The organism is Citrobacter sp. EC_71 (assembly GCF_019584005.1).
In the GTDB taxonomy this organism is placed as follows: Bacteria; Pseudomonadota; Gammaproteobacteria; order Enterobacterales; family Enterobacteriaceae; genus Citrobacter; species Citrobacter werkmanii.
The window spans coordinates 231274-255995 of the sequence record NZ_VDAY01000001.1; the positions used below are offsets into that span (position 1 = coordinate 231274).

A 24722-nucleotide genomic window follows, 5' to 3' on the forward strand; every position below is an offset into this window, starting at 1 on the left:
CTGTACCCTACATACAGAGGCGGCGTATCAGCATAACCAGAGGGCAGTCTATGAATAGCTCAACCAATGCAGCAAAACGCTGGTGGTACATCATGCCAATCGTGTTTATCACGTATAGCCTGGCGTACCTTGACCGCGCGAACTTCAGCTTCGCCTCCGCCGCAGGCATTAACGAGGATCTCGGCATTACCAAAGGGATCTCCTCTCTGCTGGGCGCTCTGTTTTTCCTTGGCTATTTCTTCTTCCAGATCCCGGGCGCAATTTACGCCGAGCGCCGCAGCGTACGAAAACTGATTTTCGTCTGCCTGATCCTGTGGGGGGCTTGTGCCTCGTTAACCGGGATGGTCAGCAATATTCCGATGCTGGCCGCTATCCGCTTTATTCTTGGCGTCGTTGAAGCTGCCGTGATGCCCGCAATGCTGATTTATATCAGCAACTGGTTTACGAAATCCGAGCGTTCACGCGCTAACACCTTCTTAATCCTCGGTAACCCGGTTACTGTTTTATGGATGTCCGTCGTTTCCGGTTATCTCATTCAGGCGCTGGGCTGGCGGGAAATGTTCATCATCGAGGGCTTCCCGGCCATCATCTGGGCGTTCTGCTGGTGGGTACTGGTAAAAGACAAACCGTCTCAGGTCGGCTGGCTGTCGGAATCCGAAAAAGCTGCGCTTCAGGCCCAACTGGAACAAGAGCAACAAGGGATCAAAGCCGTGCGTAACTACGGTGAGGCTTTCCGCTCACGTAACGTCATCCTGCTGTGTATGCAGTATTTCGCCTGGAGTATTGGCGTCTACGGGTTTGTGCTGTGGCTGCCGTCCATTATTCGCAACGGCGGCGCAAATCTGGGGATGGTGGAAGTTGGCTGGCTGTCATCCGTACCGTATCTGGCGGCGACGGCAGCGATGATTCTCGTCTCCTGGGCCTCTGATAAACTGCAAAATCGTAAGCTGTTTGTCTGGCCGCTGTTACTGATTGCCGCTTTCGCCTTTATCGGCTCCTGGGCCGTTGGCGCGGATCACTTCTGGCTGTCCTACACGCTGTTAGTCATCGCGGGCGCGGCGATGTATGCCCCATATGGTCCCTTCTTCGCCATCATCCCGGAAATGCTGCCACGCAACGTCGCCGGAGGTGCAATGGCGTTGATTAACAGCATGGGCGCGCTGGGCTCATTCTTTGGTTCCTGGTTTGTCGGCTACCTCAATGGCGCAACCGGCAGCCCATCCGCCTCGTACATTTTTATGGGGGTAGCGCTTTTTGCCTCAGTATGGCTAACTTTAATTGTTAAGCCTGCTAATAATTCCCAAATTCCGGTTGGCGCACGCCACGCTTAAATTTTAACTTACGGAGATTCGCATGAAGCCGTCCATTATTCTCTATAAAGCGTTACCTGACGATTTACTGCATCGCCTGGAAGAGCATTTTACTGTGACTCAGGTGCCTAACCTGCGTCCGGAAACGGTCGCACAGCACGCCGAGGCCTTTGCCAACGCCGAAGGTCTGCTGGGCTCCAGTGAAGCCGTCAATACCGCGCTGTTGGAGAAAATGCCCAGGCTGCGTGCGACATCCACAATATCCGTAGGCTATGACAACTTCGATGTCGATGCCCTCAATGCGCGTAAGGTACTGTTGATGCATACGCCAACCGTGCTCACGGAAACCGTCGCCGATACGGTAATGGCGCTGGTGCTAAGCACCGCTCGCCGCGTGGTGGAAGTTGCCGAACGGGTAAAGGTCGGCGAATGGACCAAAAGTATCGGACCGGACTGGTTTGGTACCGATGTACACCACAAAACGCTGGGGATTGTCGGTATGGGCCGCATTGGGCTGGCGCTGGCGCAACGTGCACATTTCGGCTTTAGCATGCCGATTCTCTATAATGCGCGCCGTCATCATCAGGAAGCAGAAGAACGCTTCAATGCACGTTACTGCGACCTCGATACGCTGTTGCAGGAGTCTGATTTTGTCTGCCTGATCCTGCCGTTAACCGACGAAACGCATCATCTGTTCAGTACCGAGCAGTTTGCTAAAATGAAGTCTTCCGCCATTTTCATTAACGCTGGACGTGGCCCGGTGGTCGATGAAAAAGCGTTGATTAGCGCTCTGCAAAACGGCGACATTCATGCCGCCGGTCTGGATGTATTTGAGCAGGAGCCATTAGCGACAGACTCTCCGCTGCTGTCACTGCCCAACGTGGTGGCCGTGCCGCACATTGGTTCAGCCACGCACGAAACGCGCTATAACATGGCGGCCTGTGCGGTGGATAACTTAATCGATGCGCTGCAAGGAAGAGTGGAGAAGAACTGCGTCAACCCGCAGGTCGCGCAATAAACAAAAGGCCGGGTAGCGCTTACGCTTACCCGGCCTTCTATGTATTACAGCACTCTTTTACTGAGTGGCATTCACCGCAGCAGTCCAGGCTTGAGTAAACGCCTGATGCTGAGCAGCCAACGGGCCAATCAGCGTGTTGTACTGACTTGCCTGTTGTGAAGTTGGGAACTGGATACCGTTAGCGACAAAGCTCACCTGCGTATCCTGCTGCGCCACAAAATCACCGACCTGCACCAGTTGCTGCGTGAAGATTTGCGCGGCAGGGATCAGCGGCTGTAACGCCTCTGAAGGTGCAGTGACGACTTTATTGTAGACCTGGTCAAAGACCGGCTTGAGATCCTCGCCCTGCTTCAGCGCACCATGCGCAGCATCTGCCTGCAGTTTCGCATTCTGCAACTGTTGCCCTAACACACCCAGTGCGCCATTTGCCTGACGCAGCGGTTCACGCTGAGTCACATAATCCTGAGGAACACGAATCGCATTTACGCTATCAACGACCGGGCGCAGACCGGAGTCCATCGCCTGATTAACCTGTTGAGAATAGCCATACAGAATCGCGTAATCGGACACAAACGGGCCAAACTGTTTTTTCTGATCGGCAGTCAGCGTTGGTAAACGCTCCCCGCTACGCATTGCAGTATTCTGCAGAAAATCGATAAACGCCTTGCGCTGATCGCCTTCTTTATCAAAACACCCACTCAGGCCAACTACCATTAAGAGCGCCAAAACAGGCGCAAACCAGCGAGAGCAGGACTTACCTGTCGCCATTTTAATACTCCTTTCACCCAAAAATGCGCACAACGACACCCGCGTGCCAGACGTTGACAAGGATAGTCCAGGTCAGGCTCGCAAGATACCCTTTCCGCGTAATCTTGTGAGGGAAAATAACCGTTCCCGCCCCCCTTTTTTTGGCTAAACAATGCGCCATTCATTACCCAGGGTCGTATTTTCGTCATCTTTACAATCGGGAGCGATCGTTCGGAGATCGCGACCTTAATCAGTTTGTTAGCCTGTAAAGGCTTGTCGCTCATACTCTGCTGAAACGAATCCATCACGCAAACCTTAGATCCGACTTCATTTTTTCCGACTACTCTTAAGGAGCTTCGATGAAATTCACGATCCCGCTGTGTGATTTATAGGAGTTCTCAATGGAATACAAAGATCCAATGTTTGAACTGCTGAGCAGTCTGGAGCAGATTGTTTTTAAAGATGTATCGCAGACAGTTACTCTGACGCAAAAAACCAACCCTTTCACCGAATTTGAACAGCTACGTCGAGGGACTGGTTTAAAAACAGATGATTTTGCCCGAGTGATGGGCGTGACGGTCGCGATGGTGCATGAATGGGAGTCTAAACGCGTAAAGCCTTCCACTACCGAATTGAAGTTGATGCGCCTGATCCAGGCCGATCCGAGATTAAGTAAGCAATTGATGGACTGAACTATTTTTTAATTTTGCTGAAGAACGGTCCGGTAAAAGGACCGTTCCCTTACGGAGGGTATCCACAAATAAGAAAATAGTAGTTGCATCCACAGGCGTAAAATGAGTTAATGCTCTCAACGGTTTGACGTACAGACCATTACAGCAGTTTAGTAAGGCAAGTCCCTTCAAGAGTTATCATTGATACCCCTCGTAGTGAGCATTTCCTTTACTGTTAAAAAATCTGTAGAGCACGCCATATCGCCGAAAGGCACACTTATTTTTTAAAAGGTAATACACTATGTCCGGTAAAATGACTGGTATCGTAAAATGGTTCAACGCTGATAAAGGTTTCGGCTTCATCACTCCTGACGATGGCTCTAAAGACGTGTTCGTACACTTCTCTGCTATCCAGAACGATGGCTACAAATCTCTGGACGAAGGTCAGAAAGTTTCCTTCACCATCGAAAGCGGCGCTAAAGGCCCGGCAGCTGGCAACGTAACCAGCCTGTAAGCTTAAAAAGCTCAAAATTCTGAATCCCTGCCAAACGGCGGGGATTTTTTTTATCTATATTTCGCAATACATCCCACCGAAACCCGTCTTTGCATTACTTTACCCGCCGTACCTTTGACCTTTCCCTAAGGGCAAGCTTTATAGTGAGCCAGTCTGTATTCCATAATGTTCACAAGGAATTGAAGCTATGTCGAAATCCTCACTGCTGCTGGTTTTAGGTTTGCTCACAACGGGTACTGCATTCGCGGCGACCCCGGAAGCCACTTTTCTGGCGGAACATGGACTCAGCGGTAAATCCGTTGAGCAAATCGTAGAGACTATTGACCAGTCACCACAGAGTCGCCCGTTGCCTTACTCAGCGTCTGTCACCAGCACCGCGCTGAAACTATCTTCTGGCGATCAGGTTTATACCCTGCCGCTCGGTGACAAATTCTACCTGTCATTTGCCCCTTATGAATGGCAAACACATCCTTGCTTCAACCATAGTCTGTCTGGCTGCCAGGGCGAAATGCCGGAGAAGACATTCAATGTCAAAGTGACGGACAGTAAGGGAGAGGTAGTGGTACAAAAAGCGATGAAGAGCGGTCGAAACGGCTTCGTCGGGGTATGGCTACCGCGCAATATGGAAGGCACCATCGCAGTGAGCTACAACGGTAAATCAGCCAAGTATCCCATTAAGACAATGGAAGACAGCCAGACCTGCCTGACTAAGTTGCAGTTGCGATAACAACATAAAAAAATGCCGGATAAGGCGGAGCCGCCATCCGGCATTTTCTACGTCAGCTCAGGGCCGTTACTGCAGCAGCGAAATATCCGCCACGCGCAGGAACAGCTCGCGCAGTTTTTCGAGCATAGACAGACGGTTAATACGCAGATCTTTATCTTCCACGTTAACCATCACTTTCTCAAAGAACGCATCGACCGGTTCACGCAGTGCCGATAGCTCAACCAGCGCTTCCTGGTAATGACCGGCTGCAAAGACAGGCTCCAGCTTGTCGCGCAGCACCACAACCTGCATCGCCAGCGCAATTTCTTCCGGCTCTTTCAGCGTTGCCGCATTCACGCGGTCGTTCAGCGTTTCTTCAGACTTCGCCAGGATGTTTGATACACGCTTGTTCGCCGCAGCCAGCGCGGACGCGGCTTCCAGCGTACGGAAGTGCGATACCGCCTTCATACGCGCGTCGAAATCAGCTGGACGAGTCGGACGACGCGCCAGCACGGCCTGAATGGTATCAACGGTGTAACCTTCATCCTGATACCAGGCGCGGAAGCGACCGAGCATAAAGTCGATAACGTCATCCACGACTTTCGCGTTGGTCAGCTTGTCACCATACAGACGAACCGCTTCCTCGGTCAGCGTTTGCAGATCGAGATTCAGGTTCTTCTCAACGATAATACGCAGCACGCCCAGCGCGGCTCGACGCAGCGCAAACGGGTCTTTGTCGCCTTTCGGATGCTGGCCGATACCAAAGATACCCGCCAGGGTGTCCATTTTGTCGGCAATCGCCACGGCACAGGCTACCGGGTTAGACGGCAGGTCATCGCCAGCAAAACGCGGCTGATACTGCTCGTTCAGCGCCACGGCCACATCTTCCGCTTCGCCATCGTGACGCGCATAGTGCATGCCCATCACGCCCTGGGTGTCGGTGAACTCGAAGACCATGTTGGTCATCAGGTCACACTTGGATAGCAGGCCCGCACGCGTTGCGTGGTTCACGTCAGCGCCAATCTGACCAGCAATCCAGCCCGCCAGCGCCTGGATACGATCGGTCTTGTCGCGCAGCGTACCCAGCTGCTGTTGGAACAGCACGGTTTGCAGACGCGGCAGATGATCTTCCAGACGTTTTTTACGGTCGGTATTGAAGAAGAACTCGGCATCCGCCAGGCGCGGGCGCACAACTTTCTCATTACCGGAAATAATCTGGCTCGGATCTTTCGATTCGATGTTGGCAACGAAGATAAAGTTCGGCAGCAGTTTGCCGTCATTGGCGTAAACCGGGAAGTACTTCTGGTCGCCTTTCATGGTGTGAACCAGCGCTTCTGACGGAACCGCGAGGAATTTATCTTCGAACTTCGCGGTTAGCACTACCGGCCATTCTACCAGCGAGGTGACTTCTTCCAGCAGGCTTTCGCTCAGATCGGCGTTACCGCCAATTTTACGCGCCGCTTCTTCTGCATCGGCTTTGATTTTCGCTTTACGCTCAGCGTAATCCGCAATCACTTTACCGCGCTCACGCAGGATTTCTGGGTATTGATCGGCAGAATCGATGGTGAATTCCGCTTCGCCCATAAAGCGATGGCCGCGAATCACACGATCGGACTGAATGCCCAGAATCGTTGCCGGAATCACTTTGTCGCCCAGCAGCAGAGTCACGGTGTGAACCGGACGCACGAAATGGACGTCAGACGCGCCCCAGCGCATCAGTTTCGGGATCGGCAGCTTAGCCAGCGAGGTGGCGATCATGTTCGGCAGCAGCGTTTCAGCGCTTTCGCCTTTCACATGCGCGCGATACAACAACCACTCGCCTTTATCGGTGGTCAGACGCTCGGCCTGGTCAACGGTGATACCGCAGCCACGTGCCCAACCTTCTGCCGCTTTGCTCGGTTTGCCTTCGGCGTCAAACGCCTGAGCAATTGCCGGGCCGCGTTTTTCAACTTCACGGTCAGGTTGCGCTTCAGCCAGGTTCGCGACTTTCAGCGCCAGACGACGCGGTGCGGCGAACCACTCAACGTTGCCGTGCGCGATGCCAGCGTTATCCAGCTCCGCGGTAAAGTTCGCAGCAAAGGACTCAGCCAGGCTGCGCAGTGCTTTTGGTGGCAGCTCTTCAGTGCCGATTTCCACCAGAAAAGTTTTCTCAGACATGGCCGCCTCTTATTTCTCTTTGTTGCACATCGGGAAGCCAAGGGCTTCACGGGAAGCGTAGTAAGCTTCTGCCACTGCTTTGGTCAGGGTGCGAATGCGCAGGATATAGCGCTGACGCTCGGTGACGGAGATGGCTTTACGCGCATCCAGCAGGTTGAAGCTATGGGCGGCTTTCAGAATACGTTCATACGCAGGCAGCGGCAGTGGATTTTCCAGCGCCAGCAACTGCTGCGCTTCTTTCTCGTACTGCTCGAAGCAGGTGAACAGGAAGTCCACGTCGGCATATTCGAAGTTATAGGTGGATTGCTCCACTTCGTTCTGATGGAACACGTCGCCGTAAGTGGTTTTACCCAGCGGGCCGTCGCTCCAGACCAGGTCGTAAACGCTGTCTACGCCCTGAATGTACATGGCCAAACGTTCCAGACCGTAGGTAATTTCCCCGGTCACAGGTTTACATTCCAGACCACCAACCTGCTGGAAGTAGGTGAACTGCGTGACTTCCATACCGTTCAGCCACACTTCCCAACCCAGCCCCCAGGCACCCAGCGTCGGGTTCTCCCAGTTATCTTCCACGAAACGGATATCGTGAATGGTCGGGTCCATACCCAGCTCTTTCAGAGAACCCAGGTACAGCTCCTGAATGTTGTCCGGAGACGGCTTAATCACTACCTGGAACTGATAGTAGTGCTGTAAGCGGTTCGGGTTTTCGCCATAGCGGCCGTCGGTCGGACGACGAGAAGGCTGCACATAAGCAGTCGCCATCGGTTCCGGCCCCAGCGCACGCAGGCAGGTCATTGGGTGAGATGTCCCCGCGCCGACTTCCATGTCCAATGGTTGAACGATGGTGCAGCCCTGGCGAGCCCAGTAATCCTGTAAGGTCAGGATCAAGCCCTGGAAGGTCCTGGTATCAAACTTTTGCATATTATTTCGTGCTGGATACGTGTGGATTTAAAGGAAGCGGTCAGTATACCCGCTGGCTGCAAGATATACAGTACGAAACGGGAAAAAGGGGGAACTTAGCGCATGGAAAGGTGCAAAAACTGCCCGTCTGCATCAAAAGAGCAGACAAAACTCTCTTTACGGAAGGTCGAACCACGCATCTCATAGCTGCCCTGGAATTGTTCCAGGCCGGAGATATCAATTTTCTGCGCGCCGATGTTATAAAGTTGTGCCGCCTCATTTTTGCACAGCGACTCCATATCCAGCGAGCGTGTTGCACTGACCTTAACCTTTTGCGCCTTCTGCGCGGGTGCAGACGGCTGTGTGTTGGCGCAGGCTACCAGCATGAGGGTAGCGATCGCGGGAAAGAAATACTTCATCATCATTTTATTACCGCCTGGTTTGCTGGTCAGTCTTATTATTAGTGTCTGGAAACAGATCCTATTTTGAGAATCTCATCAGACCATCTCAAGCTTTAGCGTAAAAACTCAGATTATTCCAGTGAGTTACGTACGCAAAATATCGGTCAGACTTTTTTTAATGGAGACAGAGGAACTGATGCAGCCCAAAATTTTCTGGATTGATAATCTGCGCGGAATAGCTTGTCTCATGGTTGTGATGATCCACACCACGACCTGGTACATCACCAATGCGCACAGCGTCAGCCCGTTGAATTGGGATCTGGCCAATGTGCTCAATTCCGCCTCTCGCGTCAGCGTCCCGCTGTTCTTCATGATTTCGGGCTATCTGTTTTTTGGTGAGCGCAGCGCCAAACCGCGCCATTTCACGCGCATAGCACTGTGTATTCTTTTTTACAGCAGCGTGTCGATGGCCTATATTCTGTTGTTTACCTCGATCAATGCTGAGCTGTCGCTGAAAAACCTGCTGCAAAAACCGGTGTTCTATCACCTGTGGTTTTTCTTCGCCATCGCTGTCATCTACCTGGTTTCCCCGCTGATACAGGTGAAAAATATCAGCGGCAAGATGCTGCTGGCGCTCATGGTAGTGATTGGGGTAATTGCCAATCCCAACACCGTCTCGCAAAAAATTGGCGGTTTTGAGTGGCTTCCCATCAACCTGTACATCAGTGGCGATACCTTCTATTACATCTTGTACGGCATGCTGGGTCGGGCGATTGGCATGATGGATACGCAAAAGCGTACGCTCACCTGGCTCTGTGCGGCGTTGTTCATCACCGCGGTGTTTGTTATTTCTCGGGGCACGTTGCATGAACTGCGCTGGCGCGGCAATTTTGCCGATACCTGGTACCTCTACTGCGGCCCGGCGGTGTTTATTTGTGCCGCCTCGCTCCTGACGCTGGTCAAAAATACGCTCAGCAAGCGCACTCTGCCGATACTGGGCCTTATTTCCCGCCACTCGCTGGGCATATATGGCTTTCATGCGCTGATCATTCACGCGCTGCGCACCAACGGCCTTGAACTCAAAAACTGGCCACCGCTGGACATGCTGTGGATTTTTAGCGCCACGCTGGCGGGTAGCCTGCTGTTGTCCATACTCTTGCAGCGTATCGATACGCGCAGGTTGGTGAGTTAAGACTCACCGTTTTGTTCATTCGGCCCTGGACGCAGGAGTAAAACTTGTCCGGCCAAACACACGAAGAATGCTGCCAGGTATAGCCCCTTTTCGAGGGGCGTTAACGGTATATTCCATATCCCCACCAGCAGTAGCCCCAGCGTTATCAATGCCACCATCTGACACACGGAAGCGAAGCGTTCGTCGTTCTGATTGAGATTTTCAGCACGCTGATAAGCGTACGTCACAAACATTCCCGTCATCAGCGCACCCAGAAAATAGCCTTTGCCGCTTAATAACGGACATGCTCGCCATAAGCCGATAACGTAAATCAGTATGCCAGAGAAAAATAATATCCATGGCAACAGCCTGGTCGTCTTCATTGGGATCTCCTTATCCATCATGGATACAATATGAATAACCCGCTAAAGACAACACAGAAATATGCCACCACACTGGATTTTCAGAATAAATCCATTCGCATCAATTATTTATTGCATTGAAATATATATTTGATAAATCCCCTCTGCTATTCAGAGGGGAAAATCGTCAGGACATCAGCGGCTGTAATTGCTGATAAATACGACGGAAGGTTTCCCGACGCTGTAGGTAAAGCGCATGGCGCTCACCATCAGGATAATGCGCCTGTTCCAGCGTAAGCTGAGGCAGTATGTCTGCTAACGGCTGCTGCGGATTCATAGCGATTTGCGCCAGTCGCGCCGCACCAAGTGCAGGGCCGACATCACCGCCGGTACGGTAATCCAGCTGCAATCCGCTGATGTCAGACAACATCTGACGCCAGTATGCGCTGCGCGCCCCGCCGCCAATCAAGGTAATGCTGGCAGGCTGCACGCCGCACGCATGCACCACATCCATACCGTCAGCCAGCGCAAAACCCACACCTTCCAGTACCGCTCGCGCCAGTTCTGCCGGACCATGCTGATGCGTCAGACCGAAAAATACGCCCTTCGCCTGCGGGTTATTATGCGGCGTACGTTCACCGGACAGATAAGGTAAAAACCAGACCGGCTCGGCGTGTTCATCCGCCTGTTGCGCTGCGGCGATCAACGCAGGTACGCTCGCCTGTCCGGTTAATTTCGCTGCCCAATCCAGGCAGGATGCTGCGCTCAGCATCACGGACATCAGGTGCCATCGCTCCGGCAAAGCATGACAAAAACTGTGTACCGCGCTTTCCGGTTTGCTGAGGAAGCCGTCGCTTACCGCAAAATAGACGCCGGATGTACCCAGCGAAAGCATCGCCTGACCGGCATTCATCATGCCCACGCCAACCGCCCCCGCCGCGTTATCACCGCCCCCGGCAACGACCGCAACCTCACTCATTCCCCAGTTCCGGGCGACTTCTGGCAGCAATGTTCCGGTAATCGCACAACCTTCATATAGCGCAGGCATATGCGCACGAGACAGCTTACAGGCCGCCAGTATGACATCACTCCAGTCACGTTTGGCGACATCCAGCCACATCGTACCTGCCGCATCAGACATATCGCTGGCAAAATCGCCGGTCATACGCAGACGCAGGTAATCTTTCGGCAACAGCACTTTATCAATCTGGCTGAAAATCTCCGGTTCGTGGCGTTGCACCCACAGCAACTTTGGCGCGGTAAAGCCAGGCATCATCAGGTTGCCAGTAATAGCACGAGACTGCGGAACCTGGTTCTCCAGCATTATGCACTCTTCACCGCAGCGGCCATCGTTCCACAGGATAGCGGGACGTAATACTTTCTGTTGCTTGTCCAGTAACGTCGCGCCGTGCATCTGGCCGGCAATCCCTAACGCTTTCACCTCACTGAGCGAATTCTGCTGGCCCAGCGCTTTTACGGCGCGATCCGTTGCCAGCCACCATTGTTCAGGGTCCTGCTCTGACCATAACGGATGCGGGCGCGAGACCGTGAGTTTCTCCGTTTGCGAAGCGATCACATCGCCCTGCTCATTCAGCAGAATGGCCTTTACGCCTGAGGTGCCTAGATCTATCCCGATATACATAGCGTATCGTTCCTTAAAGAAAGGCCCGGCAGCGCATAGCTTTCCGGGCTTACGGACGTTCTCAGAAACCTGTTATTTGTCGAACAAATAATGGTTTACCAGATTTTCCAGCAGTTCCTGATGACCGCTCTGGTGCACTGGCGCCAGGTTATGTTGTTCAGCGTACTGCGCAATTTCCGTCAGCGTCATCTGCCCTTTCAGAATTTGCTGGCCCAGCTCACCATTCCAACCGGCATAGCGCTTGGCCACGCGCTGATCCAGGCCACCGTCCTCAATCATACGGGCCGCAATTTTCAGCGACAGCGCCATGGTATCCATTGCGCCAATATGACCATAGAACAGATCGTATTTATCGGTGCTCTGACGACGGACTTTGGCGTCGAAGTTGAGACCGCCGGTGGTGAAGCCGCCCGCTTTGAGGATTTCGTACATCACCAACGCATTCTCTTCTACGCTATTCGGGAACTGGTCAGTATCCCATCCCAGTTGTGCGTCACCGCGGTTGGCATCGACAGAGCCAAACAGACCCAGCGCGATAGCAGTGGCGATTTCATGATGGAAAGAGTGACCCGCCAGCGTGGCGTGGTTGGCTTCGATATTCAGTTTGATCTCTTTTTCCAGTCCAAACTGCTTGAGGAACCCGTAAACGGTCGCTGCATCGTAGTCGTACTGGTGTTTGGTTGGTTCCTGTGGCTTCGGCTCGATAAGTAAAGTGCCCTGGAAACCCGTTTTGTGTTTGTGCTCTACCACCAGTTGCATAAAGCGGCCAATCTGTTCACGTTCCTGACGCAGATCGGTATTCAGCAGCGTTTCATAGCCTTCACGACCGCCCCACAAAACATAGTTTTCGCCGCCTAGCTTATGCGTGGCATCCATCGCCGTGACCACCTGCGTGGCAGCCCAACTGAACACTTCCGGATCCGGGTTCGTGGCCGCGCCCGCGCCGTAGCGTGGATTGGTGAAGCAGTTTGCCGTTCCCCACAGCAGCTTGACCCCACTTTGTTCTTGTTTTGCCGCCAGTACATCAACCATCTGCGCAAAGTTGTTTTTGTACTCTTTCAGCGACGCGCCTTCCGGCGAGACATCCACATCATGGAAGCAATAGTAAGGGACGTTCAGTTTGTGAAAGAACTCAAATGCGACATCCGCTTTGCGTTTCGCCAGCGCCAGTGCTTCTCCGGGCTGCTGCCACGGGCGATCGAAAGCGCCCATGCCGAACATATCCGCACCGTTCCAGCAGAATGTATGCCAATAGCAGGCGGCAAAACGCAGATGATCTTCCATGCGTTTGCCCAACACGATTTCGTCAGGGTTGTAATGGCGAAATGCGAGCGGGTTGGTAGATTTAGTCCCTTCAAAACGAACACGATCGAGTTGGTCGAAATAAGCCTGCATAATAAGCTCCATAATCAGGTAATACGGCGAGTAAACTGCGATATAGCTATACTGGAATTTCCTGATTTATTGCTCAATTACGTTATTTCACACCGCCATTAAGAGAATACCCAAACGTGCGCTGGCTCCCAAAAAATCGCATTGAAAAAAGAATTAAAAAAGCGATCGCGATCGAAGGTTCATCATTAAACAAAAAACCGTAATGCGCAGATAAAAAATGGCAATTGTCATCCCGCGTTCAGTATGTGAATTTTGCGTAGAATCAGAAAAATAAAAATTTGTCACGCTTCATCAAGCAGTCGTACCTGCGGTTTTGCTAGTATCGACAGGCCACGTTAACCTTCCAGGACAGGTTCTTATGTTTGATAAACGTCACCGCATCACTCTATTATTTAATGCCAATAAAGCCTATGACCGCCAGGTGGTAGAAGGGGTGGGTGAATATTTACAGGCATCGCAATCAGAGTGGGATATATTCATTGAGGAAGATTTCCGCGCCCGCATTGATAATATCAAAGACTGGTTAGGCGATGGTGTTATTGCTGATTATGACGACGATGACATTGCACAATTACTTGCCGATGTGGATGTTCCTATCATCGGCGTCGGGGGTTCCTACCATGCGGAAAAGGATTATCCGCCGGTACATTACATTGCCACCGATAACCACGCGCTGGTAGAAAGCGCTTTCCTGCATCTGAAAGAAAAAGGGATCAACCGCTTCGCATTCTACGGACTGCCCGCTTCAAGCGGCAAACGCTGGGCCGCTGAACGTGAATATGCGTTTTGCCAACTGGTCGCGAAAGAAAAGTACCGTGGGGTTGTCTATCAGGGACTGGAAACCGCGCCGGAAAACTGGCAGCACGCGCAAAACCGTCTGGCGGACTGGCTGCAGACTCTGCCGCCGCAAACCGGCATTATCGCCGTCACCGACGCGCGAGCGCGGCACGTCCTGCAAGCGTGCGAACACTTGCATATTCCGGTCCCGGAAAAACTGTGCGTGATTGGTATCGACAACGAAGAACTGACCCGTTACCTGTCGCGGGTGGCGCTGTCATCCGTTGCTCAGGGGGCCAGGCAGATGGGGTATCAGGCCGCTAAGCTTTTGCACCGCTTACTGGCTAGTGAAGAACTACCGCTGCAACGCATACTGGTCCCTCCAGTGCGCGTCATTGAACGCCGTTCAACTGACTACCGTTCATTGACCGATCCGGCGGTGATTCAGGCGATGCACTTTATCCGCAACCATGCCTGCAAAGGCATTAAAGTCGAACAGGTACTGGATGCCGTGGGGATTTCGCGGTCGAACCTGGAGAAACGTTTTAAAGAAGAGGTCGGAGAAACTATCCATGCGGTGATTCATGCCGAAAAGCTGGAAAAAGCGCGCAGCCTGTTGATTTCCACCACGCTTTCAATCAACGAAATTTCACAAATGTGCGGTTATCCATCTTTGCAATACTTCTATTCCGTCTTCAAGAAAGAGTACGACACGACGCCAAAAGAGTATCGCGATGTGAATAGTGAAGTGTTGCTATAGAGGGAATTGCCGGATGGCGGCTTCGTTTGATCCGGCCTACAAATGACTTGTAGACCGGATTACACACGTTACATATGCGCGGCGATTAAGCGCTGGTTATCCTGATACATTGCGAACAGATAGTTGTTGTAGCTCTGTCCCTTCGTAGAATACCCCTTCAGCTTATGGATCATCGCGGTAGCGGTGACTTCCTGATCGGCTTTACGCAGTTGCGCACGTGACTTACGGAAAGAAGAGTAAGCAGGGTGCGTATTCAGGTTAATGACATAGGCATTGACTGACTCTTTCACTGATTCAAACTGTGAGTAGCCTTTCACCTTACCCGGAGCATTGTTACAACGCCCTTTGCCACATTTCATGCCAAACAGGTTGTTGTTGCTCCGCGCCAGCTTCGACGTACCCCAGCCGCTTTCAGCCGCAGCCATGGTTGCCACCATACTGGTCGGGATAATGTCTACACGCTCAAGCAGCGTATTCCACGGAATTTTACGCGTGTTACCAGACCAGCTCACCTTGTAGCGCTTGGCGATGTCTTTCATCCGCGTACGCTCTGTCGGTGACCAGCGATTCTGGTACTGTTTTGAAATCAGCCAGTTACGATCCGCCGTAATGGCAGCATTTTGGCTGGTAATATAAGGCATAACCGTCCGGAGAAACGCTTTTTTCCTTGGTGTTCCGGAAGGGTATTTTCGCAAATCAGGAAGTGAACTACTCTTTGCACTATTGCGAGAATACTCTTGTTTACTGCTAACCTGTTTATTACTTGCCTTGATTACCTGGGGCTTGTGACTCGTTGTCGCCGTGTGTGTCTTTGCCAGCACCTCACCCGAAAATGCAACGGTGAGTAACATAAGAATCATTGCCCCATATCGTCGAATGGGAGTCAATATCATTAGGTCTCCTGGTCGGATTTATACATTCCAACACCTTATATTTTTCACAAAAATGAGAGATGAATCTCAAATCATATCAAAAATAACGGTCAAGAGCACCCAAAGGAATAGTCCAATTCTGAAACTATGTCACGCGTTAACGATTCGGGGCGCCATTAATTTGATGAAAATGTGGGGGTTATCGCAAAATAAGTTCATTTTTTGTGCGCATTAGCTCACCCTCACTTCTCCTCCTGGCGGAATCAGCTCAAAGGAGGAGTTTCCGGCCTGATTTCACTGGCAAACTGGCGAAAATCGCAGCATCAAGGACAGCATTATGAAACTTGCAGCCGTTGCGCTGGCGCTAATACCCGGAATTGCCATCGCCTCAACATGGACCTCTCAGGGACTTCCCACCTTCGAAGCGGAAGGTACGGGTAAATTCGTCAGCCATGCAGCGTTGACGAAGGGTACTCGTCCTTTAATTCTGAATTTTGACCAACAGTGCTGGCAGCCAGCTGATGCAATAAAACTCAACCAGATGCTGTCGCTCAAACCGTGTGAAGGCGCCCCGCCGCAGTGGCGTTTATTCAAGGACGGCGATTACACGCTGGAAGTCGATACCCGCTCCGGCACGCCAACGCTGATGCTCTCAGTCAAAAGCGCCGCAGACCCCGTCAGTGTCCAAATTCGCCAGTGTCCGAAATGGGATGGTTCGCCATTAACGCTGGACGTCAGTCAGACCTTCCCGGAAGGCGCCGTGGTGCGCGACTACTACAGTAACCAAACGGCGACGGTAAAAAACGGGTCGATTACCCTGCAGCCCGCCGCAACCAGTAACGGATTGTTGCTGCTGGAACGGGCGGAAACCGACGCCCCCGCAGCTTTCGACTGGCATAACGCGACGGTGTATTTCGTCCTGACAGACCGCTTTATGAATGGCGATCCGGGCAATGACCACAGCTACGGTCGGCGCAACGACGGTATGCAGGAAATTGGCACCTTCCACGGCGGCGATTTACGCGGTCTTGCCAGCAAACTCGACTATCTGCAACAACTGGGCGTCAATGCGCTATGGATCAGCGCGCCGTTTGAGCAAATCCACGGCTGGGTCGGCGGTGGCACCAAAGGCGATTTTCCCCACTACGCCTATCATGGCTACTACACTCAGGACTGGACCACGCTCGACGCCAATATGGGCAACGAAAACGATCTGCGCGCGCTGGTTGACGGCGCTCACCAGCGCGGCATCCGTGTCCTGTTCGATGTCGTGATGAACCATGCTGGTTACGCCACACTGGCGGATATGCAGGAATATCAGTTTGGGGCGCTGTACTTATCAGGCGATGAGCTGAAAAACACGCTCGGCGAACGCTGGACGGACTGGAAGCCAGCCGCCGGGCAGAGCTGGCATAGCTTTAATGATTACATCAACTTCAGCGATAAAACCGGCTGGGAAAAATGGTGGGGCAAAAACTGGATCCGCACCGATATTGGCGATTACGACAACCCTGGCTTTGACGACCTGACCATGTCGCTGGCTTTTCTGCCCGATCTGAAAACCGAATCCACCACGCCTTCCGGCCTGCCTAATTTTTATCAGCACAAACCAGATACTCACGCCAAAGCTATCGCCGGCTACACGCCCCGTGACTATCTGACCCACTGGCTCAGTCAGTGGGTGCGCGATTACGGAATTGACGGCTTTCGGGTCGATACCGCCAAACACGTTGAGCTGCCCGCCTGGCAGCAGCTCAAAACACAGGCCAGCGCGGCGCTGGTCGAATGGAAGAAAGCCAACCCGGACAAAGCGCTGGATGATAAACCCTTCTGGATGACCGGTGAAGCCTGGGGTCACGGCGTCATGCAAAGCGACTATTATCGTCACGGTTTCGACGCGATGATCAATTTCGACTATCAGGAGCAGGCGGCGAAAGCCGTTGATTGTCTGGCAAATATGGATCTCACCTGGCAGCAGATGGCAGAAAAACTGCAGGATTTCAATGTCCTGAGCTATCTCTCCTCCCATGATACCCGGCTGTTTCGCGAGGGTGGAGACAAAGCCGCCGAGCTATTGCTGCTGGCGCCAGGGGCAGTACAACTGTTTTACGGTGACGAGTCGGCCCGGCCTTTTGGCCCCACGGGTTCCGATCCCTTGCAGGGTACGCGCTCAGAGATGAACTGGCTGGATGTGACCGGGAAATCTGCCGCCAGCGTCGTACACTGGCAACGTATCAGCCAGTTCAGGGCCAGACATCCCGCCATTGGCGCCGGTAAACAAACCACGCTGACATTGAAGCAGGGGTACGGATTCGTCCGTGAACATGGCAACGATAAAGTTATGGTGGTGTGGGCCGGTCAGCACTGATCCTGACGGGCTTCTCGTACTCGCTGATGCGAGAAGCCCAATTCACGATAAAACACCACCCCGACAAAAATCTGCAGCACAAAACATCAATCCAGCCTGATACCCGTGATTTGCACCCCGCCATAGGTAGCGCTATGGTTAGCCACTTTACTACTCAGTTCGACAGACCACCTGCTATGACATTCTCACTTTTTGGCGACAAATTTACCCGCCATTCAGGCATCACACGCCTGATGGAGGACCTCAACGATGGCTTACGCACACCAGGCGCCATCATGCTCGGCGGCGGTAATCCGGCGCAAATCCCAGAGATGAAAAATTACTTTCAGTCTCTGCTGGCAGATATGCTGGAAAACGGCAAAGCCACTGATGCGCTTTGCAATTATGACGGTCCACAAGGTAAAACCGAGCTACTGGCCGAGCTGGCGAAACTGCTACGTGAGAAGCAGGGTTGGGATATCGAGCCACAAAATATTGCACTGACAAATGGCAGTCAGAGCGCATTTTTCTACTTATTCAATCTCTTCGCCGGACGCCGCGCCGACGGAACAACACAAAAAGTGTTGTTCCCATTAGCGCCGGAATATATTGGCTATGCCGATTCCGGGCTGGAAGAAGAACTCTTTGTCTCTGCACGCCCAAACATCGAACTGTTACCAGAAGGACAGTTTAAGTATCACGTTGATTTTGAACATCTGCACATCGGTGAAGAAACGGGGATGATCTGCGTGTCGCGCCCGACTAACCCGACAGGCAACGTGATCACCGACGAAGAGCTGATGAAGCTGGATCGGCTGGCCAACCAGCACGGCATCCCGTTGGTGATCGATAACGCATATGGCGTACCGTTCCCTGGCATCATTTTTAGCGAAGCGCGGCCGCTGTGGAACCCAAACATTGTGCTGTGCATGAGCCTTTCTAAGCTGGGTCTGCCAGGTTCCCGCTGCGGCATCATTATCGCCAATGAAAAAATCATCACCGCCATCACCAATATGAACGGCATTATCAGCCTTGCGCCCGGCGGAATGGGACCGGCGATGATGTGCGAAATGATTAAACGTAACGATCTTCTGCGCCTTTCTGAGACAGTGATCAAACCGTTTTATTACCAGCGCGTTCAGCAGACTATTGCGATCATTCGCCGCTATTTACCTGAAGATCGCTGTCTCATCCATAAACCAGAAGGGGCGATTTTCCTGTGGTTATGGTTCAAAGATTTGCCGATCACCACTGAGCTGCTGTATCAGCGCCTGAAAGCGCGCGGCGTACTGATGGTTCCTGGTGACTACTTCTTCCCGGGGCTGGATAAACCCTGGCCGCATACTCATCAGTGCATGCGCATGAATTACGTTCCAGAGCCGGAGAAAATCGAAGCGGGCGTGAAGATTCTGGCGGAAGAGATCGAGCGCGCCTGGCTGGAAGGCTAACGCAAATCCCGACCCGAGCGTGGGTCGGGATCGCTTCACAGCGGCTGTGAACGCAGACGCTGTCGCTGCATACTGACAGCATCAATACACTGCAAGGCATTGGTCGGGCAGGCTTCTACACATGCAGGTCCCGCCTCGCGATGCCAGCACAAATCACATTTTATCGCCTGCGCCCGTGCCGTTCGTGCGACAACATTCATCGCCCCAAACGGACATGCGATCATGCAGCTTTTACAGCCAATACACTGCGCCTGTTCAACGAAGATATGTCCATGTTCACGACGAATAGCGTGCGTTGGACACACATTAGCGCAGGGAGCATCTTCGCACTGATGACAGGCTACTGCCGTCGTAAAGGCATCGTCTTTAATCACCCGAATCCGCGGGATAAACGCCGCGGAGGAGACCGATGCGCAATCCTGATTTTCCTGATGTGCGACAACGCAGGCAACTTCGCAGGTACGACACCCAATACATTTTGCCGCATCCGCCATAATAAACTCGTTCATTGCCCCCTCCGTCAGAGTGAAAACCACAGATTGCCAGAGAGAGACTCCCTGCTGCCTTGATCGGACAGGGGGAACGGTTAAATTTTGTCAGGTGACTGAACGACGCCAGGCATGCGCCTAATCGCGAACGGTAAAGCCCAGCTCATTGGAAATTGCCTGAGCGGTTTCGCGCAGCGGCTTAAGTAAATTCTTTTCCCCTACCTGCTTCAGACGTGAGGTAGAAAGTGAAATCGACACCGAATACGGCACCCGACCGTGAATATCAAACACCGGCACGGCAATACAGGAAACCCCCAGCTCGTTCTCTTCTCGATCCATCGCCATACTGCTTTCGCGGATTTGCGCCAGTTCGTCATACATCGCCGGTAAACCGGTAATGGTATTGCGGGTCAGAGGCTGAATCAGATCCTGATGGCTCTCCCAGTAGGACGCCACGTAATCCGCATGCCCAAACGCCATATAGATTTTGCCCATCGCGGAGCAGTACAGCGGCATATGCTGGCCGATATAGGCGCGGGTACGCAGCATGCCCGTTGTCGGCTCGAGCTTATAAATCAAAATAGCGTGGTCATCTTCACGGCTGGAGAAGTTGATGGTTTCGCCGGTGGCAATATTCAGCGCTTCAAGGTGCGGCGCGGCGACATGGATGATATTCAGTGACGACAGCGCCTTCTGCCCAACGGCGATAAATTTAGTGGTCAGCCGATAGCTGCCCGCAGCGGGTGCGGGTGTGACATAGCCGCAGGACTGCAATCCTTGCAGGAGTCGATGCACGGTACTTTTGTTCAGCCCCGCCAGTTCAGACAGGTGGGCCAGCGGGCACCCATTCGGATAGTTGCTCAGGATCTCAATCAACATCAAACCACGGAACAGGCTCTGACTTCCGGCTGGCCTCTCTTTGTCTTGCGTCATTTCACTCTCTTTTGTGCCCATTTTTTCCGCTCCCCTTTTCGTCGCGCTCTGATGGTAGCGCAAAGTGTGTTTCAGTTCACGATCTGAACCAAAAAAACACAACTATTTGATTTTGCAGATTTTAAAAAACAGGCCACCCCGTTGATCTGTTAAATTTTGATCGCTATATTTGAAATCAGATTTCGCATAGTGAAATTTAGAGATAAAAAAGCGATCAAATTTAAACAAGGAAACAGGAATGAAAGTCACCTTTGAACAGTTAAAAGATGCGTTCAATCGGGTACTGCTGGCACGCGGTATCGCCGTTGAAACCGCCGATGCCTGTGCAGAAATGTTCGCGCGCACCACCGAATCCGGCGTCTATTCGCATGGCGTCAACCGTTTTCCCCGCTTCATTCAGCAACTGGATAACGGCGACATCATTCCTGAAGCCAAACCACAGCGCATCACCAGCCTGGGGGCGATTGAGCAATGGGATGCCCAGCGTTCGATCGGCAACCTGACGGCGAAAAAGATGATGGACCGGGCCATTGAGCTGGCCTCCGATCACGGTATTGGTCTGGTGGCGCTGCGTAACGCCAACCACTGGATGCGTGGCGGCAGCTATGGCTGGCAGGCCGCGGAGAAAGGGTACATTGGTATCTGCTGGACCAACTCAATTGCCGTCATGCCGCCGTGGGGTTCGAAGGAGTGCCGCATTGGTACTAACCCGCTGATTGTCGCCATCCCCTCCACGCCAATCACCATGGTTGATATGTCGATGTCGATGTTCTCCTACGGCATGCTGGAAGTGAATCGCCTGGCCGGTCGCGAACTGCCGGTAGACGGTGGCTTTGACGATGAAGGCAATCTCACCAAAGAGCCTGGCATTATCGAAAAAAATCGTCGCATTCTGCCAATGGGTTACTGGAAAGGTTCAGGTCTGTCGATTGTGCTGGATATGATTGCCACCCTGCTTTCTGACGGCTCTTCCGTTGCGGAGGTCACTCAGGATAACAGCGACGAATATGGCGTTTCGCAGATTTTCATCGCCATTGAAGTGGATAAGCTGATCGATGGCGCCACGCGCGATGCCAAACTACAGCGGATTATGGATTTCATCACCACCGCCGAACGCGCGGATGAAAACACGCCTGTTCGTCTGCCAGGCCACGAGTTTACAAAGCTACTGGAAGAAAATCGCCGTAACGGTATCACCATTGATGACAGCGTCTGGGCAAAAATTCAGTCGCTGTAAGGAGCAACACCATGATCTTTGGACATATTGCTCAGCCTAATCCGTGTCGTTTGCCCGCAGCGATTGAAAGGGCGCTCGATTTCCTGCGCACCACGGATTTCCGCAAACTGGAGCCGGGCGTGGTGGAGATAGACGGTAAAAATATCTTCGCGCAAATTATCGATTTAACCACGCGTGACGCTGCCGAAAATCGCCCTGAAGTACATCGCCGCTATCTGGATATTCAGTTTTTAGCCTGGGGTGAAGAAAAAATCGGTATCGCCATTGATACCGGAAATAACCAAATCAGCGAATCGTTATTAGAACAGCGCGATATTATTTTTTATCACGCCAGCGAACATGAATCTTTTATTGAAATGATTCCGGGAAGTTACGCCATATTTTTCCCGCAGGATGTTCATCGTCCAGCATGTCATAAAACTGTCGCCACGCCGATCCGCAAAATAGTCGTGAAGGTTGCTATTTCAGTTTTATAAAAGGAGCACAAAAATGAAAGCTAACACTACCGGTTATATTATCGGTGCGTACCCTTGTGCACCCTCATTTCACCAAAAGAGTGAAGAGGAAGAGAAGGACTTCTGGCGTCAACTCTCCGATACCCCGGATATTCGCGGACTGGAGCAGCCCTGCCTTGAGCATCTGCATCCGTTAGGTGACGAGTGGTTATTGCGCCATACGCCAGGCGAGTGGCAAATCGTGGTCACAGCGATTATGGAGACCATGCGTCGTCGTGGTAACAATAGCGGTTTTGGGCTGGCCTCCAGCAACGAAGAGCAGCGTCAGGCCTGTGTGGCGTATTACCGCCATCTGCACCAGAAAATCAACCATATTAATGCGGCCAGTGCCGGGAAAATAATCGCCCTTGAACTTCATGCCGCTCCACTGGCAAGCAACCCAAATGTCGCTCAGGCCACCGACGCGTTTGCCCGTTCGCTCCAGGAAATTACCCGTTGGGACTGGTCCTGCGATCTGGTACTGGAACATTGCGATGCTATGACTGGCCCCGCACCACGCAAAGGATTTTTGCCGTTAGAAAACGTACTGGACGCGATCGCCGGTTACGACATCAGCGTGTGTATTAACTGGGCGCGATCGGCGATTGAAGGGCAGGACCTCGCCCTACCGCTGGCCCACACGCAGCAGGCCAAACGGGCCGGGAAACTGGGCGCGCTGATGTTCTCCGGCACGACGCTGACAGGAGAATACGGCGAGTGGCAGGACCTTCACGCACCATTTGCCCCTTTCTGTCCGCAGAGCCTGATGACCACGGACCATGCCCGCGAATTATTCGCCTGCGCAGGAAGCGATCCATTGCAGTTTGCCGGTATTAAATTGCTGGAAATAAATGCCAATGCAGATGTGAACCATCGCGTAGCGATATTACGCGACGGCATCGCTGCATTAAACAAAGCAAAACTATAAAAATACGACCCTACGAGAATATTAATATGAACATGACCTCTCGCCCTACACTCAAAGATATACCCCGTCAGCGCTGGCTGCGGATTATTCCCCCAATTCTGATCGCTTGTATTATCTCTTATATGGACCGCGTTAATATCGCATTTGCGATGCCCGGCGGTATGGATGAAGAATTAGGTATTTCCGCCACCATGGCCGGTCTGGCCGGGGGAATTTTCTTCATCGGTTATCTGTTTTTACAGGTTCCCGGCGGAAAAATTGCCGTACACGGCAGCGGCAAGAAATTTATCGGCTGGTCGCTGGTTGCCTGGGCGGTTATTTCCGTTCTGACGGGATTGATCACTAATCAGTATCAACTGCTGGTTTTGCGTTTCTTACTCGGCGTGGCCGAAGGCGGCATGCTGCCGGTGGTGCTGACGATGATCAGTAACTGGTTCCCCGACGCCGAACGCGGTCGCGCCAATGCGATTGTGATTATGTTCGTGCCTATTGCCGGGATCATTACCGCCCCGCTCTCAGGCTGGATAATCACCGTACTCGACTGGCGCTGGCTGTTCATCATTGAAGGTTTACTCTCCGTCGTCGTTCTGGTGCTGTGGGCCTATACCGTTTACGACCGTCCGCAGGAAGCGCGCTGGATCTCTGAGGCGGAGAAAAATTACTTGGTAGAAACCCTGGCCGCCGAGCAAAAAGCGATTGCCGGAACAGAGGTCAAAAATGCCTCTCTGGGCGCGGTGCTGTCCGACAAAACCATGTGGCAACTTATCGCGCTGAACTTCTTCTATCAGACCGGGATTTACGGTTACACCCTGTGGCTGCCGACCATCCTCAAAGAGTTGACCCACAGCAGCATGGGGCAAGTTGGCATGCTCGCTATTCTGCCGTACGTCGGCGCGATTGCCGGGATGTTCCTGTTCTCTTCCCTCTCTGACCGGACCGGCAAACGCAAGCTGTTCGTCTGCCTGCCGCTGATTGGCTTTGCCCTGTGCATGTTCCTCTCTGTAGCCCTGAAAAATAACGTCTGGCTGGCTTATGCCGCGCTGGTTGGCTGCGGATTCTTCCTGCAATCGGCTGCAGGCGTGTTCTGGACTATTCCGGCGCGTTTGTTCAGCGCGGAAATGGCCGGTGGCGCACGTGGGGTCATCAATGCGTTGGGTAACCTCGGCGGTTTCTGCGGCCCTTACGCGGTCGGCGTACTTATCACCCTGTACAGCAAAGATGCAGGCGTTTACTGCCTGGCTGTCTCACTGGCTCTGGCCGCGCTGATGGCGCTGCTGCTGCCAGCGAAATGTGACGCGGGTTCCGCGCCGCTCAAAACACTGAACCCACATAAACGCACGGCGTAAAACCATGCCCGGGGGCGCTGCGCTTACCGGGCCTACAAAATCAATAAATACCCAAGGCCGGATACGCGCAGCGCCATCCGGCAAAAATGAGATAACAA

At 52.7% G+C, this 24722-nt stretch carries 23 protein-coding genes; 13 read left to right on the forward strand and 10 right to left on the reverse strand.

Annotation, left to right across the window (positions count from 1 at the left end; genetic code table 11):
* Nucleotides 1-50 precede the first annotated feature (50 nt).
* Nucleotides 51-1331: an MFS transporter gene (locus FHD02_RS01040; RefSeq protein WP_042311692.1), complete on the forward strand. Its 1281-nt coding sequence runs from the start codon at nucleotides 51-53 to the stop codon at nucleotides 1329-1331.
* A 22-nt stretch (nucleotides 1332-1353) separates the two neighbouring features.
* Nucleotides 1354-2328 carry a glyoxylate/hydroxypyruvate reductase GhrB gene (gene ghrB / locus FHD02_RS01045; RefSeq protein WP_137370352.1) on the forward strand — a complete coding sequence of 325 codons (975 nt, stop codon included), beginning with the start codon at nucleotides 1354-1356 and terminating at the stop codon, nucleotides 2326-2328.
* 57 nt (nucleotides 2329-2385) lie between these two features.
* Here ghrB and FHD02_RS01050 read toward each other — a convergent pair whose 3' ends face one another.
* Nucleotides 2386-3096, reverse strand: coding sequence for a DUF3053 domain-containing protein (locus FHD02_RS01050; protein ID WP_042311688.1), 711 nt, complete (start codon nucleotides 3094-3096; stop codon nucleotides 2386-2388).
* Between the two features lie 380 nt (nucleotides 3097-3476).
* Here FHD02_RS01050 and FHD02_RS01055 point away from each other — a divergent pair, with 380 nt between their 5' ends.
* The 3 genes from FHD02_RS01055 (at nucleotide 3477) to cueP (ending at nucleotide 4987) form a co-directional block, all read left to right on the forward strand.
* A complete protein-coding gene (locus FHD02_RS01055; protein WP_003024273.1) occupies nucleotides 3477-3767 on the forward strand; it encodes an HTH-type transcriptional regulator in 291 nt (96 codons plus the stop codon).
* Nucleotides 3768-4047: 280 nt separating this feature from the next.
* A complete protein-coding gene (cspA, locus tag FHD02_RS01060; RefSeq protein WP_000014594.1) occupies nucleotides 4048-4260 on the forward strand; it encodes an RNA chaperone/antiterminator CspA in 213 nt (70 codons plus the stop codon).
* Between the two features lie 187 nt (nucleotides 4261-4447).
* Nucleotides 4448-4987: a copper-binding periplasmic metallochaperone CueP gene (gene cueP, locus FHD02_RS01065; RefSeq protein WP_137361653.1), complete on the forward strand. Its 540-nt coding sequence runs from the start codon at nucleotides 4448-4450 to the stop codon at nucleotides 4985-4987.
* A 66-nt stretch (nucleotides 4988-5053) separates the two neighbouring features.
* On the opposite strand, the gene glyS is transcribed toward cueP, so the two are convergent.
* The 3 genes from glyS to FHD02_RS01080 form a co-directional block, all read right to left on the reverse strand.
* Nucleotides 5054-7123: a glycine--tRNA ligase subunit beta gene (gene glyS, locus FHD02_RS01070; RefSeq protein WP_061380943.1), complete on the reverse strand. Its 2070-nt coding sequence runs from the start codon at nucleotides 7121-7123 to the stop codon at nucleotides 5054-5056.
* Nucleotides 7124-7132: 9 nt separating this feature from the next.
* Complete coding sequence (glyQ, locus tag FHD02_RS01075; protein ID WP_001168552.1) at nucleotides 7133-8044, reverse strand: glycine--tRNA ligase subunit alpha; 912 nt, start codon at nucleotides 8042-8044, stop codon at nucleotides 7133-7135.
* A gap of 95 nt (nucleotides 8045-8139) precedes the next feature.
* Nucleotides 8140-8448, reverse strand: coding sequence for a YsaB family lipoprotein (locus FHD02_RS01080; RefSeq protein WP_137349107.1), 309 nt, complete (start codon nucleotides 8446-8448; stop codon nucleotides 8140-8142).
* 172 nt (nucleotides 8449-8620) lie between these two features.
* Between FHD02_RS01080 and FHD02_RS01085 the strand changes: the two genes are divergently transcribed.
* A complete protein-coding gene (locus tag FHD02_RS01085) occupies nucleotides 8621-9616 on the forward strand; it encodes an acyltransferase (protein ID WP_137370351.1) in 996 nt (331 codons plus the stop codon).
* Here FHD02_RS01085 and yiaB read toward each other — a convergent pair.
* The 3 genes from yiaB to xylA form a co-directional block, all read right to left on the reverse strand.
* On the reverse strand, nucleotides 9613-9978 hold the full coding sequence (yiaB, locus tag FHD02_RS01090; protein WP_137361655.1) for an inner membrane protein YiaB: 366 nt from the start codon (nucleotides 9976-9978) through the stop codon (nucleotides 9613-9615). The genes FHD02_RS01085 and yiaB overlap by 4 nt on opposite strands.
* A gap of 166 nt (nucleotides 9979-10144) precedes the next feature.
* A complete protein-coding gene (gene xylB / locus FHD02_RS01095; protein WP_220393466.1) occupies nucleotides 10145-11599 on the reverse strand; it encodes a xylulokinase in 1455 nt (484 codons plus the stop codon).
* Between the two features lie 72 nt (nucleotides 11600-11671).
* Entirely contained in the window at nucleotides 11672-12994 is a 1323-nt protein-coding gene (gene xylA / locus FHD02_RS01100) for a xylose isomerase (protein ID WP_042311674.1), read from the reverse strand.
* 358 nt (nucleotides 12995-13352) lie between these two features.
* On the opposite strand from xylA, the gene xylR reads away from it, so the two are divergent.
* The gene (xylR, locus tag FHD02_RS01105) at nucleotides 13353-14531 is read left to right on the forward strand and encodes a D-xylose utilization transcriptional activator XylR (RefSeq protein ID WP_042311672.1); all 1179 of its coding nucleotides are present in this window, start codon (nucleotides 13353-13355) and stop codon (nucleotides 14529-14531) included.
* A gap of 68 nt (nucleotides 14532-14599) precedes the next feature.
* On the opposite strand, the gene FHD02_RS01110 is transcribed toward xylR, so the two are convergent.
* Nucleotides 14600-15424: a protein bax gene (locus FHD02_RS01110; protein ID WP_042311671.1), complete on the reverse strand. Its 825-nt coding sequence runs from the start codon at nucleotides 15422-15424 to the stop codon at nucleotides 14600-14602.
* A gap of 316 nt (nucleotides 15425-15740) precedes the next feature.
* On the opposite strand from FHD02_RS01110, the gene malS reads away from it, so the two are divergent.
* Both malS and avtA read left to right on the forward strand, forming a co-directional pair.
* Nucleotides 15741-17771, forward strand: coding sequence for an alpha-amylase (gene malS / locus FHD02_RS01115; protein WP_137370349.1), 2031 nt, complete (start codon nucleotides 15741-15743; stop codon nucleotides 17769-17771).
* Nucleotides 17772-17947: 176 nt separating this feature from the next.
* On the forward strand, nucleotides 17948-19198 hold the full coding sequence (gene avtA, locus FHD02_RS01120; protein ID WP_042311667.1) for a valine--pyruvate transaminase: 1251 nt from the start codon (nucleotides 17948-17950) through the stop codon (nucleotides 19196-19198).
* Between the two features lie 35 nt (nucleotides 19199-19233).
* Here avtA and FHD02_RS01125 read toward each other — a convergent pair whose 3' ends face one another.
* A complete protein-coding gene (locus FHD02_RS01125) occupies nucleotides 19234-19707 on the reverse strand; it encodes a 4Fe-4S dicluster domain-containing protein (RefSeq protein ID WP_137361659.1) in 474 nt (157 codons plus the stop codon).
* A gap of 117 nt (nucleotides 19708-19824) precedes the next feature.
* Nucleotides 19825-20640, reverse strand: coding sequence for an IclR family transcriptional regulator YiaJ (yiaJ, locus tag FHD02_RS01130; protein ID WP_038642923.1), 816 nt, complete (start codon nucleotides 20638-20640; stop codon nucleotides 19825-19827).
* Nucleotides 20641-20857: 217 nt separating this feature from the next.
* On the opposite strand from yiaJ, the gene yiaK reads away from it, so the two are divergent.
* The 4 genes from yiaK to FHD02_RS01150 are packed head-to-tail and all read left to right on the forward strand — an operon-like array spanning nucleotide 20858 to nucleotide 24624.
* Nucleotides 20858-21856: a 3-dehydro-L-gulonate 2-dehydrogenase gene (gene yiaK / locus FHD02_RS01135; protein WP_061380938.1), complete on the forward strand. Its 999-nt coding sequence runs from the start codon at nucleotides 20858-20860 to the stop codon at nucleotides 21854-21856.
* An 11-nt stretch (nucleotides 21857-21867) separates the two neighbouring features.
* Nucleotides 21868-22332, forward strand: coding sequence for a YhcH/YjgK/YiaL family protein (locus FHD02_RS01140; RefSeq protein ID WP_042311660.1), 465 nt, complete (start codon nucleotides 21868-21870; stop codon nucleotides 22330-22332).
* A 13-nt stretch (nucleotides 22333-22345) separates the two neighbouring features.
* The gene (locus tag FHD02_RS01145; protein ID WP_042311658.1) at nucleotides 22346-23278 is read left to right on the forward strand and encodes a DUF4862 family protein; all 933 of its coding nucleotides are present in this window, start codon (nucleotides 22346-22348) and stop codon (nucleotides 23276-23278) included.
* Nucleotides 23279-23304: 26 nt separating this feature from the next.
* Nucleotides 23305-24624, forward strand: coding sequence for an MFS transporter (locus FHD02_RS01150; RefSeq protein ID WP_137349117.1), 1320 nt, complete (start codon nucleotides 23305-23307; stop codon nucleotides 24622-24624).
* The last annotated feature ends 98 nt before the right edge of the window (nucleotides 24625-24722 follow it).